This is a genomic window from Butyricimonas muris (assembly GCF_046365375.1).
In the GTDB taxonomy this organism is placed as follows: domain Bacteria; phylum Bacteroidota; class Bacteroidia; order Bacteroidales; family Marinifilaceae; genus Butyricimonas; species Butyricimonas muris.
In genome coordinates, this window is record NZ_JBKEIT010000001.1 from 497,756 (window position 1) to 513,778 (window position 16,023).

Consider the following 16,023-nt stretch of genomic DNA (forward strand, 5'->3'; position numbering starts at 1 on the left):
GTTTTTCATCCACTGCAAATATAGCATTTGCTGATGAATTATAAAATAATAATTTTATTCCGTATAAACCCTTATGCGTTCTTCTGAATCGAATAGTCCGTGATGCCAAGACTCTCGTAAGTCTTTTTGAGGGCTTCATCGTCGTCAGTGATCACGAGGAGTTTGTCGCCCGTGTTGAGTTTGGTTTTACCCTTGGGTACGCAATAGGCGTCATTCTTTTTGATAAGGGCTACCAGCGTGTTGTCCGGTAATATCAAGTCCATCAGCCGATCGCCCTTCGTGAGCATGGAGGGGATCACCTCGATTTCGGACATGGCGGTTTTGATCTCTTCGGGTAATTCCACGTTAAATACATTCTTGCGGGTTTCCGGGGTAGACAGTCCGAGTAGTTTAGCCATGAAACTGACGGTTGTCCCTTGCACTACTAACGACAGGATCGTGATAAAGAACACGACGTTGAATATCAGTGAAGCGTGCTGTACGTTCGCGATGAGGGGGTATGTGGCAAAAATGATAGGGACTGCTCCGCGCAATCCTACCCATGAAACATACACCCGTGCTTTGGTGGTCATCTTCCGGAAGGGGAGAAGGCAAAGGAAAACGCTAAGCGGGCGGGCCAGTATAATCATGAATATCCCGACTAAAATACCCAGCGAAGCGATAGGCAACAGTTCTGCCGGGTTCACGAGTAATCCCAGTGTGAGGAACATCACGATTTGGAACAGCCACGTGATACCGTCGAAGAATGTCGTAAGACTCTTTTTATGTATCATCTTCTTGTTGCCCACCACGAGTCCGGCGATATAAACGGCGAGATAACCGTTTCCTCTCAACAAGTCGGTGAAGGAGAAGATAAAGAATACAAAAGCCAACAAGAGAACAGGATAGAGTGATTGATTGATATTCAGTTTGTTGATGCTGTAAACTGCCAATCTTCCCAACAGGAATCCTGCCACGGCACCGATGCTCATTTGCATCACGAATTGTAACGCTGTATTCACGAGGCTACTTTCCCCGGATTGGATCATTTGAATCAATAGAATCGTCAACATGTACGCCATCGGATCATTACTACCACTCTCCAACTCCAGCATGGGACGCAGGTTTTCTTTTAGTCCCTGACGTTTCGACCGGAGTATCGAGAACACGGAAGCCGAATCCGTGGACGACATCACCGAAGCGAGTAAAAGCGATTCAATGAAAGTGAGGTTGATAAAACTGTCCCACAGGTTAGTGATATAATATATAAAATATCCCGTGAGCAGGGCGGTCAACATCACCCCGACGGTAGCAAGTATTATTCCTTGCCCCAGAACGGGTTTTATTTCCGAGGCACTGGTATCCATACCACCGGAGAACAGGATAATACTTAACGCGATAACACCGATGAATTGTGCTGTCTGGGGATTGTTGAATTCGATTCCCAATCCGTCTGTCCCGAAGAGCATACCGACTCCAAGAAAGAGCAACAACGCCGGGACGCCGAATCGGAAACCGGCTTTTCCGACAACAATACTAACGAATAATAAAATAGATCCAATAAGTAAGATGTTTCCAGCGTCTAAAGTCATAAGCGTTTCTTTTTATCAGTTTAATTTTGTGGGCTTCCGCCTCGTTTGGCGTAGTTCTTCTTTTTAACGAAAGAACGGTTACCGGGTTTGCCTCCCCGCCCTTTTGACGATCCGTGATTGAATGCTTTAGGGTTATACGCGGGTGCTTCTCCGAGGTTGGCGGGAATGGGAATTTTATAGACCTCTTCCCCTATAAATTGTTCTATACGATAGAACTTGCCCTGTTCCGCTTCGGAAACGAAAGTTAAAGCCACGCCCTCGGCATCAGCTCTCGCCGTACGCCCGATTCTGTGGATATAATCTTCCGGGTCATGCGGTACGTCAAAGTTGATAACCAATCCGATATCATCAATATCTATGCCACGTGACACGATATCCGTGGCAACGAGGATGTCTGTTTTATTGTTTTTGAAATTCATCATGACGGCTTCCCGCTCCGGTTGTTCAAGATCGGAGTGCATGGCGGCCACGTTGAATTTTTTACGTTTCAGGGTGAAAGCGAGGTCTTTTACTTTTTGTTTGGAAGAGGCGAAGATAAGTGTTTTGTGTAACACCGGTTTGTTGAACAATTCTTCGATGATCCCCATCTTCTGGTACTCGCGGCAAATGTAGGCGGCTTGCATGATCGCCTCGTTGGGTTTGGATACGGCAACGTTGATTTCCACGGGGTCCCGGAGGACGTTTTGTGCCAGTTGTCTGATTTTCGGTGGCATCGTCGCCGAGAAGAGAATGGTTTGTCGATCCTTGGGCAACTTGTTCACGATCTGCATGATGTCGTCGAAGAATCCCATGTCGAGCATCCGATCAGCCTCGTCCAGTATAAAATATTTTACCTGTGAGAGATCGACATCGCTGTGTTGCAGGTGGGCTATCAGACGCCCCGGTGTCGCGATAGCCACGTCCGCACCCATGCGCAACGCTTTTTTCTGTTGATCCCACAATGCCCCGTCACCGCCGCCGTACACCACTACGGTGGATACGGGAAGAAAATAAGAGAATCCCTCGAATTGCACGTCTATCTGTTGTGCCAGTTCCCGCGTGGGAGCCATGATTACGGCTTGTACCGCGTCGTTTTTCTTCTCGTCTTTCACCAGTCTGTTCAGAATGGGGAGGGTATAGGCGGCTGTTTTGCCGGTGCCTGTTTGCGCGCAGGCAATCAAGTCTTTTCCCTCCAGTATAACGGGTATAGTTAATTCTTGTATAGGTGTTGTTTCCTGAAAATTCATTGCATCCAATCCTTGCAATACTTCATCCTCTAGTTCCAGCTCGTCAAATCTCATCTTTTTTAACTCTTTCTATGTTTTAAAGTGCGCTCTCGTGTCCCTCGAGAGGCCGCGGCAATCCGGATATTTCCATGTCGCTTGTCACGTTTAACGTTTCCATCTTGTTGATGCAAAGTTAAGAAAAAAATTGTTTCTATTCCCATTCACTTGTCGAATCTTTCAATTCGGGAATAGAAGATGCTTTAAAGACAATGTTTTTTTTGCTGATACGGCGTTGCCGCTGATAATCCTGCAAGGCTTTCAGCGCGACTTTACCCAGTAGCACGATAGCTGCGAGATTGATGATCGTCATGATTGCCATAGCGAAGTCCGCCAAATTCCACACGAGATCGAGCGCGGCGATTGAACCGAACATCACCATGCCGCCCACGGCGATACGGTATACTTGCAGGTATTTCTTGTTCTTCGAGATAAAGAGCAGATTCGTTTCGCAATACGAATAATTGCCGACAATGGAACTGAACGCGAAAAGCAGTATGGCGATAGCGATAAATTGTCCGCCCGCGCTTCCGATTTGGTGTGTCAGTGCCATTTGCGTGAGTTGAATGCCTTTTATCGAGCCATCCAGCGGCACGTCCGAGAGCAGGATGATGAAAGCGGTACAACTGCATATAATCAACGTGTCGGTAAACACGCTCAATGCCTGTATCAATCCTTGCTTCGCCGGGTGGCTCACATCGGCGGTAGCGGCGGCATTCGGCGCGGAACCCATTCCTGCCTCGTTGGAAAATAATCCCCGCCGTATGCCTTGCATGACGATAACCCCAAGTCCGCCACCGGCGAATTGCTCGAAACCGAGAGCGTTGGAGAATATCATGCCGACCACGTGCGGCAATGTGCCGAGGTGCGTGAACAGGATGTACACGGCGAGTAGGATATACGCGATAGCCATAAGTGGAACGAGTATCCCGGAGATAACGGCGATACGGTGTATTCCCCCGAATATCACGAGGAAGGTGAGTGTGGTCAGTATTATCCCGAACCACATGCGGTTTACCCCGAATACTTCGTTAAAGGCGAAAGTCACCGTGTTCGCTTGCACGGAATTGAATACCAACCCGAACGTGATCGTGATGATGACGGCAAAGAGAATACCCATCCACCGTTTTTTCAGTCCCCGTTCCATGTAGAAAGCGGGACCGCCGATATACGTCCGCTCGCCTTTCGTCTTGTATATCTGTGCCAGTGTCGATTCGATAAAGGCGGAGGCAGAACCCACCAAAGCGATCAGCCACATCCAGAAAATAGCTCCGGGTCCCCCGAGCGCAAGAGCTGTTGCCACCCCGGCGAGGTTTCCCGTTCCTACCCGCGAAGCGGTTGCAATACAGAAAGCCTGAAAGGAAGAAACCGAGTTCTTGTGGCTACCGCCTGCGATGCCGTCACCGAGCAACCGGAACATCTCGCGGATATTCCGAAATTGCACGAATTTACTCTTGAACGTGAAATATAGCCCGATGATGATCAGTGCGGCAATTAATATGTACGTGTAGATAAAGTCATTTACCGATATAATCCAATTATTCAATGTTTCCATGAGTACCTTAGTTTTTATAAAATACGCTTTTTATACGTTAAAATTAGGGATTGGGTTGCCGGACAATTGAAAATTGAAAGTTGAAAATTGAAAATGATTTGTTCGCTTTCGGCGAGTACCCAATTAATTATTTGCGTTAGGGACTGTATTCCAGCTCCTCCTCTGTTTATAGAGGAGGTGGCTGCGAAGCAGACGGAGGAGTTTATTGATTCAGTGATTTCGTGATTTTAGATTGAATGATTCCAGCCGCACAAGCAACGCTTCATTAATCACGGAATCGGCAATCACTGAATCACTAAATCGACAAACTCCCTTCCCCCTTCGGGGTATTGAGCCCGAAGCGGTCTCGAATCGGCTCTCGCTCGGCAATCAAGAAGCAAGCTTCTCCATTGCCCTCGCTTACTCGCCGATTTCCCTCTATAAACAGAGGGAGAGTTGAATTACAGTCTTACTTCGGTAATCATTTTCAATTTTCAACTTTCAATTTTCAATTTCTTGTACCCCGATTTTCCTGCCTTTTCGTTCTTCATCATGAATGCGTATTCCATTCGTTGACGAGTGTGACGGTTCTTGGAAGTATGTGTTATAAAGTTTTTAAAAAGTTATAAATATGCAATTTTAACAATCCATTGAATTGTTGTTAAATTTAATACATCCATGAATTGTAGATGTAATTGTTTGATAAAATGGCATGTGTATTGATAAGGAATGCTAATTGTTGTGCGAATATTTATTCAGAAAAAATGTATATATATGAGAAAAAGCAATTCACTAAACTAAACAACTAACGGGATGATTCACTTAGAAGGCATAAACAAAACGTATTACAACGGTGCGCCGTTGCACGTGCTGAAAGGCATAGACCTCGACATCGAGCGGGGGGAATTTGTATCAATCATGGGCTCGTCCGGCTCCGGCAAATCTACGTTACTCAACATTCTGGGGATTCTCGACAATTACGACACGGGAGCGTATTATCTGAACGAGGTATTGATCCGTGACTTGAGTGAAACGAGAGCGGCGGAATACCGTAACCGGATGATCGGTTTTATTTTCCAGTCTTTTAACTTGATCTCTTTCAAGAATGCCATGGAGAACGTGGCGCTTCCATTGTTCTACCAGAACGTGAGCCGTCGCAAGCGTAACGCGTTGGCGTTGGAATATCTTGACCGTCTTGGCTTGAAGGAGTGGGGGCACCACATGCCTAACGAGCTTTCCGGGGGGCAAAAACAGCGTGTGGCGATCGCGCGGGCGTTGATCTCGCAGCCTCGCATCATTCTTGCCGACGAACCCACGGGGGCATTGGACAGCAAGACGTCGGTCGAGGTGATGGACATATTGAAAGAGGTCAACGACACGGGTATGACGGTCATTGTCGTGACGCACGAGAGTGGTGTTGCCAACCGGACAAACAAGATTATCCGCCTTAAAGACGGCGTGATCGAGGCGGTGGAAGACAACCGTAACCACGACGTGTTGGTGTTCGGCAAAGAGGATCTCATGAAATAAACCGAACGACATGAAAATAAGATTTGACATTTGGTACGAGATTATCAGTACCGTCCGCAGGAACAAGCTGCGTACCTTCCTCACGGGCTTTTCCGTCGCGTGGGGAATATTTATGCTGATCGTGTTACTCGGCTCCGGCAACGGGCTGATGAATGGCTTTCAGAGTAACTTCGCCGATCGGGCGACAAATTCCATCAAGGTATACGGTTCCCGCACGAGCAAGACTTTCGAGGGGATGCAGAAAGGAAGGGTGATACAACTTGATAACACCGATATGCTGAACACGGAAACCAAGTTCCCCGCGCACGTGGGTGTGGCGGGGGCTATCCTCAAGATGAACAATCGTACGATCTCCAAGGGCGACGAGTACGTCGTGTGCAGTCTTGTCGGCGTGGAGCCCTCGTACGTGGAAATCGAGCCGTACCGGGTAGCGGAGAATAACGGCAGGTTTATTAATAAATTAGACCTCGACGAACGGCGCAAGGTGATCGTGATTCATCCGCGGACGGCGGAAACCCTGTTCAAGGGACGGAACGCCGTCGGGGAATACGTGAACGTGAACGGCATCGCTTACAAGGTCGTGGGAGTCTACGTGCAGAATAAGGAACGCAATGACCAAGACGCTTTTGTCCCTTTTACCACGGCGCAAAACGTTTATATCAAGGGTGACAAAATCGACCAGATTCTATTTACCACCAAGGGATTGGATACACGGGAGAAAGGCGATGCTTTCGAGCAGAGCTACAAGGAAGTACTTGCCGCGCACCACCGTTTCGACCCGACCGACCGTAGTGCTGTCTGGTTGTGGAACCGTTTCACGTTTTTCCTGCAATTCCTTGACGCGCAACAGATCATACAGATCGCAATCTGGGTGATCGGGATATTCACGTTGCTTTCCGGTGTGGTCGGGGTGAGCAATATCATGTTGATCACCGTCAAGGAACGCACGAAAGAATTTGGTATCCGCAAGGCTTTGGGTGCGTCCCCGGCGTCAATCCTGTGGCTGATAATCCTTGAGTCGATCATTATCACGACCTTCTTCGGGTATATCGGTATGGTCGGCGGTATCGCTCTCACGGAATGGGGAGCCCGCCTGTTTGACGCCCAAGCCGTGGCGGAGTCTACCGATTTCCTGCAATTCACCATATTTAAAGACCCCACCGTGGGATTGGGCACCGCCCTTTCGTTTATCGTGCTGCTCGTCATCGCGGGTACGCTGGCGGGATTCTTCCCGGCACGCAAGGCGGTACAAATTAAACCGATTGAAGCACTTAGAGCCGATTAACTATGAGAAATATAATAGACTTAGACCGTTGGGAAGAGATCATGATGACGATCACCCGCAACAAGACACGGAGCATACTGACGGCGTTCGGGGTATTCTGGGGGATATTCATGTTGATCGTTCTGATTGGCGGGGGAAACGGGATGCGGGTACTTATCGGGCGTTCGTTCAGCAGTTTTGCCACCAACTCCTGTTTTGTCAGTTCCCACCCGACAAGCGAGGCGTACAAGGGATTCCGCAAGGGACGTTACTGGAGCCTCAACGTGAAAGACGTCGATATCCTGCGCTCCAACATTCCGGAGATTGCTTACATCGTCCCGATGCTCTTCAGTCGTCGGGGGGATAATAATATATTGTATGAAGACAAGTTTTTTACCGGGGGTGTCAAGGGCGTGATGAAGGATTACGAGAATATTGAGCATCAATCTCTCGTGTACGGGCGTTTTCTCAATGACATCGATGTCAACGAGCAGCGTAAAGTTTGCGTGATCGGTATTCGTATTTACGAAACGCTGTTTGCCAAGGGAGAAGATCCCACGGGCAAGTATATCCGCGTGGACGGCGTGTATTACCAAGTGATTGGCGTGGTCGAAACGATCGACAGTGACATCAATATCGGTGGGAATGCCGAAGAAACCGTTATCCTGCCGTTCACGACCATGCAGAATACCTATCAGACGGGCAACTCGGTACACCTTATTGCCATGACGGGCAAGCCGGGCGTGAAGATTCAGACGATAGAGTCGGCGGCGGAACGCGTCGTCAAGCAGAACCACATGATTGCCCCGAATGATGCGCAGGCGGTACTCCTTATAAATGCGGAGAAGTTATACAAGTTGTACGAGAACCTGTTTATAGGTATCGACCTGTTGATATGGATTGTCGGCTTGGGAACCTTGTTGGCGGGAGTGATCGGGGTGAGCAACATCATGATGATCACCGTGCGCGAGCGTACCGGGGAGATTGGTGTGCGGCGTGCTATCGGCGCCCGTCCTTACGATATCATGGGGCAGGTTATCAGCGAGAGCATGGTGCTTACCGGACTGGCGGGTATGCTGGGTATTTCCCTTGCCGTCTACGTCCTCGAACTGATGAACGTCGGCGTGACTTCTGCCAAGGGCTATTATGCCGGTTTTGAAATCTCGTTCTGGACGGTTGTCGGTGCAACCTTCATCCTGTTATTGCTCGGCAGCCTCGCGGGACTGGCTCCCGCGTTTCGTGCCATGAATATAAAACCGATCGACGCGATTCGGGAAGAATGAAACAATTGAAAATGGAGAATTGAAAATTGAAAATGAACTTCTCCGTCGGCTTTGCCGACACCTCCTCTATAAACAGAGGAGGAGCTGGTGATAGTAACCGAAGACGGTGAGTAACTAAGCTCCCCCTCTGTTTATAGAGGGAAACTGGCGAGTAAGCGAGAGTAGCGGGGAAACTTGTTTCCACGTTACCGAGCGAGAGTCAGTTCGAGCGATAGCTCAATACGGCGAAGCCGGGAGGGAGTTTAAATCTAAAATCTAAAATTTAAAATCTAAAATATGAAAAAGCTCTTTAAAATCTTTGTGCTACTTTTGATTGTAGCTGTATTTATCGGGACGTTCGGGTTCCTGTACGTGAAGTCGCAACCTAAAAAGAAGGTGTACGAGATAGTCACTCCCGTTGTCACTGACGTGGAGAAAAACACGGTGGCGACGGGTAAGGTGGAGCCTCGTAACGAGGTATTGATCAAGCCGCAGATATCGGGTATCATCGCCGAGGTCTACAAGGAAGCGGGACAGCCGATTCGTGCCGGGGAAGTGATTGCCAAAGTGAAAGTAATCCCCGAAATGGGACAGTTGAGTGCCGCCGAGAGCCGCCTGCGTATTTCCGACATCAATTACAGGCAGGCGGTGCAGGAGTTCGAGCGCATGAAGACGCTGTACAAGGACGACCTGATCAGTAAAGAGGAGTTCGAGAAATGCGAGGTTGCCCTGTCGCAATCCAAGGAGGAGAAGGAAACCGCCGCCGATGCCCTTGATATCGTGCGTGACGGTATCTCCCGCAAGAGTGCCTCGGCGAGCAACACTATGATTCGTTCCACGATCGACGGGTTGATTCTCGACGTCCCCGTGAAAGTCGGTAATTCCGTGATCATGAGCAACACTTTCAACGACGGAACCACTATCGCTATCGTGGCGAACATGAGTGACTTGATCTTCAAGGGAAAGATTGATGAAACCGAGGTCGGACGCGTTCACGAGGGGATGCCTATCAAGCTCACGATCGGTGCCTTGCAGGATATGCAGTTTGACGCCTGTCTGGAGTACATATCCCCGCGCGCAAGGGAGGAAAACGGGGCTAACCTCTTCGAGATTAAAGCCGCTATCACCATACCCGATTCCGTTTACATACGTTCCGGGTACAGTGCCAACGCCGAGATCGTGTTGCAGCGGTCGCCGCGGGTGCTGACCGTGCCGGAAAGTTGCGTGGAATTCAAGGACGGTAAAAACTACGTTCATGTCCTTACCGGTACGCGTCCCGAGCAGGTATTCGAGCGTCGTCCCGTCACGCTGGGCATCAGCGACGGCATCAAGATAGAGGTAAAAGAGGGTATCACCGCCGACGATAAAGTGCGCGGCACCGAAAAAACGAACACACTATGATGATGAAAGCGAAATTTGTAATCGTGGCGATGCTGGTCAGCCTCGGGGCGGGGGCACAAGAAAAATGGACACTCCGCCAATGTGTCGAACACGCCCTTGACAACAATATCGAGATCAAACAACGGGAGATTGCCCTCGACCGTCAAGAGATAGAAGTTCATACCGCCAAATTCCGCCGCCTGCCGAACTTGGGGGCGAGGGCGGGACAGTCGTTCAGCTATGGGCGCGTGGCGTCCCCGCTGGATAACACCTATTTCGACCGTAACACCCGTAATACCAGTTTCGAGGCGGCAACCAGCGTGTCCCTTTTCTCCGGGATGCAGATCACTCACAATATAGCGTTGGCGAAACTCAACCTCGATGCCGCGATGGAAGACCTCAAAAAAGCGCGTGAAGATGTCAGTATGCAGGTCACATCCCTTTTCCTGCAAGTTCTTTTTGCGGAGGAAATCAGTAAGGTTGCCGCCGCGCAGTTAAAAGTGAGCGAGGCGCAGCACCACCGGATGAAACGCTTGCACGAGGTGGGCAAAGCTTCCACGTCTGTGTTCTATGAAACGAAATCCCGCTTGGCACAAGATCGGGTGACTGCCGTTCAAGCGGAGAACAATCGTAAACTCGCCTTGCTCGATCTTAGCCAGATACTGGAACTGTCTTCGCCGGAGCTGTTCGCTATTGTCGCTCCCGACATGGAGCCCACGTTCGAGTTGCTCACCCCGCCACAGGATATTTACGATATTGCCGTCGTGTCGAAACCTATCGTGCGTGCCGCCCAACATCGCGTGGCGGGAGCCGAACGGAGTATCCGTATTGCCCAAAGTGCCTTGTACCCGCAGTTGGAATTTGCCGCCGGGATTACCACGGGCTACTACACCGTGGCGAATTTCGACAGCCCCTCGTTCAGCAGCCAGTTCACCAACAACATGAACAAATCGTTCGGTTTTACGCTGACCATTCCTATTTTCAACCGTATGGAAACGCGTGACAAGGTAAAGAGTGCCCGTTTGCAGATGCAGAACCAATCGTTTATGCTCGATGCCGCCAAGAAAGCTCTGTTCAAGGAGATACAACAAGCCTATTATAGTGCCATTGCCGCCCAATCCACTTACCTCTCCAGTGCCACCGCCGTGGAAGCTGCCGAGGAATCCTATCGCCTCACGGAGCGGAAATACGAGGAAGGCAAGGCTACCGGGGTTGAATTTAACGAGGTCAAAACCCTTTTGCAAAAAGCCGTTTCCGATCGTATTCAAGCGAAGTACGACTATCTCTTCCGGTTGAAGATATTGGATTATTACAAGGGGATACCGATTGTCTTGGAATAAAAGAAGGTGTGTTTTTAACACACCTTCTTTACCACTATTTACTACTAACCCTAAAATTGGAACTACTTCGTGAGTCCACTTTTTTATAACCCATTTTTATTACTTAGTCACATTCAATAGATGCAGGAAATATAAAAAGGTTGCGTTGGGAGGAGAAAAAAAAGTATATTCGCGTTTGATTGTAAAAAATGAAGCGTTATGGCTTGTTGTAATAATAGACGTAAACCGGAATGGTTGAAAATTAAATTACCGATGGGACAGTTGTCCACGGGAGTTTTGAACATCGTGCGGGGACATAACTTGCACACGATTTGTACGAGCGGGATGTGCCCGAACCAAGGGGAATGCTGGGGAGCGGGTACTGCCACGTTCATGATCGGGGGCGACGTGTGTACGCGTTCGTGCAAATTCTGCAACGTGGCGACAGGGCGTCCGGCTCCGCTTGACCCGCGGGAACCGGAGAATATAGCCAACTCCGTGAAGTTGCTGGAATTGAAACATGCCGTGATAACCTCGGTGGATCGCGATGATCTCGAAGATTTGGGCGCGGGGCATTGGGTGCGGGTGATCGAAGCCGTGAAGAGGGAGAACCCGAACACGACGATGGAAGTTTTGATACCCGACTTTCAAGGACGGCGGGAACTGGTGCAACAGGTGATAGACGTCCGTCCGGAGGTAATATCCCATAATCTGGAAACCGTGCGGCGATTGTCGGATAGCGTGCGGAGCCGCGCGAAATATGATATCTCGCTGGAAGTGATCCGGCAGGTGAGCGAGTCGGGAATCGTGTCCAAGTCGGGTATTATGCTGGGACTGGGAGAGACGCGGGAGGAGATATTACAGACGATGGACGATTTGCGTGCCGCGGGATGCAAGGTGATGACCATCGGTCAATACCTCCAGCCGACATCCGCGAACTTGGAAGTGAAAGAGTACGTGACCCCGGAGACTTTCGAAGAGTACGGGCGTATCGGACTGGAAAAGGGATTCCGCCACGTGGAGAGTGGTCCGTTGGTGCGGTCGAGTTATCACGCGGAGAAGCATGTAAAATGAGTTCATCAAGTTCATAAGGTTTATAAAGTTCATAAAGTCTATTAAGATACCATGAACTTTATGAACCTTATAAACTTTATAAACCTTATAAACTAAACATGAAAAAGACAAAGTTTCTTGACTTGGGTACGGCAAGTTATATGCCGGTATGGGAGAAGCAGGAAGAATTGCACGAGCGGGTGATTGCCGCGAAGTTGCGAGGGGAGGAAACGGAAAACTATTTGCTTTTCGTGGAGCATAACCACGTGTACACGCTTGGGAAAAGCGGAAACGAGGCGAATATGCTGATCGGCGCGATACAGTTGCAGGCGGCGCATGCCGAGTTCGTGAAGGTAAACCGGGGCGGCGACATCACGTATCACGGACCGGGACAATTGGTCGTGTACCCGATCGTGGACATGGCTAATTTCGGGGTGGGGGTGAAAGACTACGTGGAGCGTCTGGAAGAGGTCGTGATTCGTGTCATCGGGGAATACGGTATCCGCGGGGAACGGCTGGCGGGAGCCACGGGCGTGTGGATTGACACGGGTACGCCCCGTGCCCGTAAGATATGTGCCATCGGGATAAAGTGCTCCCGTTACGTGACTATGCACGGTTTTGCGCTAAACGTGAACACGGACTTGAACTATTTCAATTATATCAATCCTTGCGGTTTCGTTGACAAGGGGGTGACGTCCATTGCTAAAGAGCTGGGACACGACGTGCCGATGCAAGAGGTGAAAGACGCCGTGAAACGGTATTTCATGGAATTATTCGGGATGGAATTTGTTGATTCAGTGATTCAATGATTGCGGATCCCGTGATTTTTGTAATTATTCGTGTAACTCAATAGACAAAATAAAATACTATTGTTTTTATTGAAAATATCAATATATTTGTGTATAATTAAACGATCGTTTTTAGAGAGTTAACGTGCGGCTCCTCGGCGTGAAAAAGACAGTTATTCCCGGTTACAGCGGGCTACAATGTAATAATTATTATTAAATTGAAAACCATGAAAAGAACAGTAACGGCTATCACTATCACCCTGCTTGTCCTTCTTGCGGCATCCTGCGGGAAAGACAAAGTGCAGCCTGACTACAGTGTCACCCTCTCCGTCTCCATTGATAACGGCACGTCGCCTGCCGGGACGATCGCTATACCCGAGGGACACAAATTGCGCTACATCGTGGAAGCATGGGATGCGGAAACCCCGGCAAACCTCATCCTCCGCGAGGAGAAAATCGCCGATACGGGCGAGAACGTTGAGTTTGCCTTCCAGCTTCCCGGTACTAGTGACTACAAGGCGTTGCTATGGGCGGATTTCATTAAGGAGAACACCGGCACGAGCGTGGAGGTACACTGCGCTTCCACCGGTGATGTCACTTTCAACCACTACGCCGACCTGTACTATAATACCTTGAATCTCCTTACCGCCGTAGCCATCCGGAAAGCGGGCACCGGTTACAAGGTGAACGACTCCGCCCGTGACGCCTTCTGTGCCAGCCTCGACATCAAGAAAGAGTATGGTGCGTGCCGCCGTACGGTCACCCTCACCCGACCTTTCGGGCGACTTTACGTTGCGAATAACGACATGGTGTCCGTCGCCGCCACATTTGCGTACAGCGTGCCGAGAGGCTTTAACGTTGCCACTGGTACCCCCGCCGCCGACCTCGTTGCGGTGAATCCCACCGTCGCTGCCCTCGCCACCGAGACGGGACTCCTGCTCGAGGACTATATCTTTGCCCCGCTGCGCCCGGCGCATATCGCACTCGGCGAGATTGTCATGACCCTTGCGGGCGGTGATTCCTTCACTGTCCCCGCCGATATTCCCGTCGAACGGGACCGGAACACCGCAGTCATTGGCAACATCCTTTACCTGGCCGGCACATTGCGCCCCGACGTCAATCTTTCCGTGTCCGTCACCGCTAAGGAATTTGACCTCTACATCCCTGACGTCAGTTTCCGTCGCATCTGTATCATGAAAGGTTATGCCGACAACGAGGGCTACATCATCAAGGAAAAAGCTGCGGTCGTCACCGAGCTTAACGTGGATTACCAGAACATTTGGACGTTGAAAGGGATCGAGTACTTTACCGGGTTAACGACATTGTGTTGTAACGGTAACCTGCTCGCGACGCTGGACTTGGCGGGACGCACGGGGTTAACGAGGCTGGAGTGTCACTTTAACCAGATACTGGCGCTGGACTTGACGGAATGTCCTGCGTTAACGAAATTGGCTTGTGGCAACAACCCGATCGCCAAACTGGACGTGGCTGGACGTGCGGCGTTAACGACATTGTATTGCAACAAAACCCGGATCGCAACGCTGGACTTGACGGGATGCACGGCGTTAACGATTCTGGATTGTAGCGAGGCCGGGATTGCGGCGCTCGATGCTTCCACCATGGCAGATCCGGCGGATTATGACCTCGTGTGTGGCAAGCAAACGGGAAGTGACGGGAACGACCAATCGCTTTCCCTGATCTTGCACCCCGACCAACGGGTGCGATGGGAAGAAATAGCTACCCGTTTCGAGAACAAGAACGTGAACGTGAATTACAAGAGCGATTGAATAACTAACTGACGCCCTTGTCTTGCTACGTAGAACGAGTATTTTAATTTTAATTTAATGATTTCCGATTCCGTGATTCATGTGGCATCGTTTGTGTAGCTAGAATTATTCAATCTAAAATTATAGAATTACAGAATCGACAAACTCCCTCCCGTCTCCGCCGTACTCTCTCTATAAACAGAGGGAGAGTTGGAATACAGTCCCGTCTTCAGCTAACTTTTCCAATCATAAATCAAGAAATCATAAATCTAAAATTCCTCAATCACTGAATCGGCAATCAATAAATCACTGAATTGATAGGATCACGGAATCGACAGGAGCATTAATTTCTTGAATTATTTGCAGGTTGTCGATTATTTCTTTATATTCGTGTTATGAAACGGATTTCGCGTTAAGAAGATTGTAAGGGAATGAAGAGAAATATTGAGGTTGAGGTTTGCACGTTTTCATTGGAATCGTGCATGAATGCCCAAACGGCAGGTGCTAACCGGGTAGAGTTATGTGCGGCGATGTATGATGGGGGGACGACACCGTCGGCTGGGATAATCCGTATGGCACGGAAACTGTTGTCCATAGAACTTTACGTGATGATTCGCCCGAGAGGCGGGGACTTTCTTTATTCCGGGCAAGAATTTGAGTTGATGAAAGAGGAGATACGGCACGTGAAGGAGAGCGGTGCGGACGGTGTCGTGCTGGGAATTTTGAAGGCTGACGGAACGGTGGACGTGGAACGTACCCGTGAACTGGTGGAGCTTGCCGCCCCGTTGAAAGTTACTTTCCACCGGGCGATAGACATGACGCGGGATTTGAACGAGGCTTTGGAAGACGTGATTCGGGCAGGATGTTATCGTGTGTTGACCTCGGGAGGGCGTAACACGGTGGCGGAAGGACTGGAGCAAATAAGAGCATTGACCAAACGGGCAGCCGGACGCGTACAGGTCATGGCGGGAAGCGGGGTGAACGCCGCGAATACACGTTCGTTACTGGACGCGGGGGTGGATGCCGTGCATTTGAGCGGCAAGAGCGGCAGGGATAGCCGGATGGTGTACCGTAACCCGGACGTGTCAATGGGTGGAGTACCGGGATTGCCGGAATACGAGCAGTATTACAGCGACGTGGAGAAGATAGAGGCGGTGGTGAAAGAAGCGAAAGATGATTTTAGATTTTAGATTTTAAATTGCAGGACGCCGGAAGCCCGTGTTAGAATTTAAAATGAGTGCGGCTCGCGCGCGGGTAATCGTAAATCCTTGAATCATTCAATCTAAAATCTAAA

General features: G+C 49.8%; 12 protein-coding genes. 9 read left to right on the forward strand and 3 right to left on the reverse strand.

The features are described from left to right. Positions 1 to 71 precede the first annotated feature (71 nt). From ACK8P8_RS02185 to ACK8P8_RS02195, 3 genes are all read right to left on the reverse strand, one after another. Complete coding sequence (locus tag ACK8P8_RS02185) at positions 72 to 1,571, reverse strand: potassium/proton antiporter (protein ID WP_186975647.1); 1,500 nt, start codon at positions 1,569 to 1,571, stop codon at positions 72 to 74. 20 nt (positions 1,572 to 1,591) lie between these two features. After that, entirely contained in the window at positions 1,592 to 2,851 is a 1,260-nt protein-coding gene (locus ACK8P8_RS02190; RefSeq protein WP_186975646.1) for a DEAD/DEAH box helicase, read from the reverse strand. Between the two features lie 136 nt (positions 2,852 to 2,987). After that, positions 2,988 to 4,388 (reverse strand): alanine/glycine:cation symporter family protein, encoded by a 1,401-nt coding sequence (locus ACK8P8_RS02195; RefSeq protein WP_186975645.1) that lies wholly within the window; start codon positions 4,386 to 4,388, stop codon positions 2,988 to 2,990. Positions 4,389 to 5,180: 792 nt separating this feature from the next. Here ACK8P8_RS02195 and ACK8P8_RS02200 point away from each other — a divergent pair. The 9 genes from ACK8P8_RS02200 to ACK8P8_RS02240 all read left to right on the forward strand — a co-directional run bounded on the left by ACK8P8_RS02200 (position 5,181) and on the right by ACK8P8_RS02240 (position 15,919). Next, a complete protein-coding gene (locus tag ACK8P8_RS02200; RefSeq protein WP_186975644.1) occupies positions 5,181 to 5,897 on the forward strand; it encodes an ABC transporter ATP-binding protein in 717 nt (238 codons plus the stop codon). A gap of 10 nt (positions 5,898 to 5,907) precedes the next feature. Then, a complete protein-coding gene (locus tag ACK8P8_RS02205) occupies positions 5,908 to 7,182 on the forward strand; it encodes an ABC transporter permease (protein ID WP_186975643.1) in 1,275 nt (424 codons plus the stop codon). Between the two features lie 2 nt (positions 7,183 to 7,184). Continuing rightward, a complete protein-coding gene (locus ACK8P8_RS02210) occupies positions 7,185 to 8,444 on the forward strand; it encodes an ABC transporter permease (RefSeq protein WP_099292683.1) in 1,260 nt (419 codons plus the stop codon). Between the two features lie 276 nt (positions 8,445 to 8,720). Continuing rightward, positions 8,721 to 9,824 (forward strand): efflux RND transporter periplasmic adaptor subunit, encoded by a 1,104-nt coding sequence (locus ACK8P8_RS02215; RefSeq protein ID WP_186975642.1) that lies wholly within the window; start codon positions 8,721 to 8,723, stop codon positions 9,822 to 9,824. Further along, a complete protein-coding gene (locus tag ACK8P8_RS02220) occupies positions 9,824 to 11,143 on the forward strand; it encodes a TolC family protein (protein WP_410025539.1) in 1,320 nt (439 codons plus the stop codon). The genes ACK8P8_RS02215 and ACK8P8_RS02220 overlap by 1 nt, the downstream gene beginning before the upstream one ends. Before the next feature lie 198 nt (positions 11,144 to 11,341). Next, entirely contained in the window at positions 11,342 to 12,196 is an 855-nt protein-coding gene (gene lipA / locus ACK8P8_RS02225) for a lipoyl synthase (RefSeq protein ID WP_186975641.1), read from the forward strand. A gap of 98 nt (positions 12,197 to 12,294) precedes the next feature. Beyond that, the gene (gene lipB / locus ACK8P8_RS02230; protein WP_369860057.1) at positions 12,295 to 12,984 is read left to right on the forward strand and encodes a lipoyl(octanoyl) transferase LipB; all 690 of its coding nucleotides are present in this window, start codon (positions 12,295 to 12,297) and stop codon (positions 12,982 to 12,984) included. Between the two features lie 206 nt (positions 12,985 to 13,190). Next, positions 13,191 to 14,750, forward strand: coding sequence for a DUF6562 domain-containing protein (locus ACK8P8_RS02235; protein ID WP_410025507.1), 1,560 nt, complete (start codon positions 13,191 to 13,193; stop codon positions 14,748 to 14,750). A 410-nt stretch (positions 14,751 to 15,160) separates the two neighbouring features. Next, on the forward strand, positions 15,161 to 15,919 hold the full coding sequence (locus tag ACK8P8_RS02240; RefSeq protein WP_369860059.1) for a copper homeostasis protein CutC: 759 nt from the start codon (positions 15,161 to 15,163) through the stop codon (positions 15,917 to 15,919). The last annotated feature ends 104 nt before the right edge of the window (positions 15,920 to 16,023 follow it).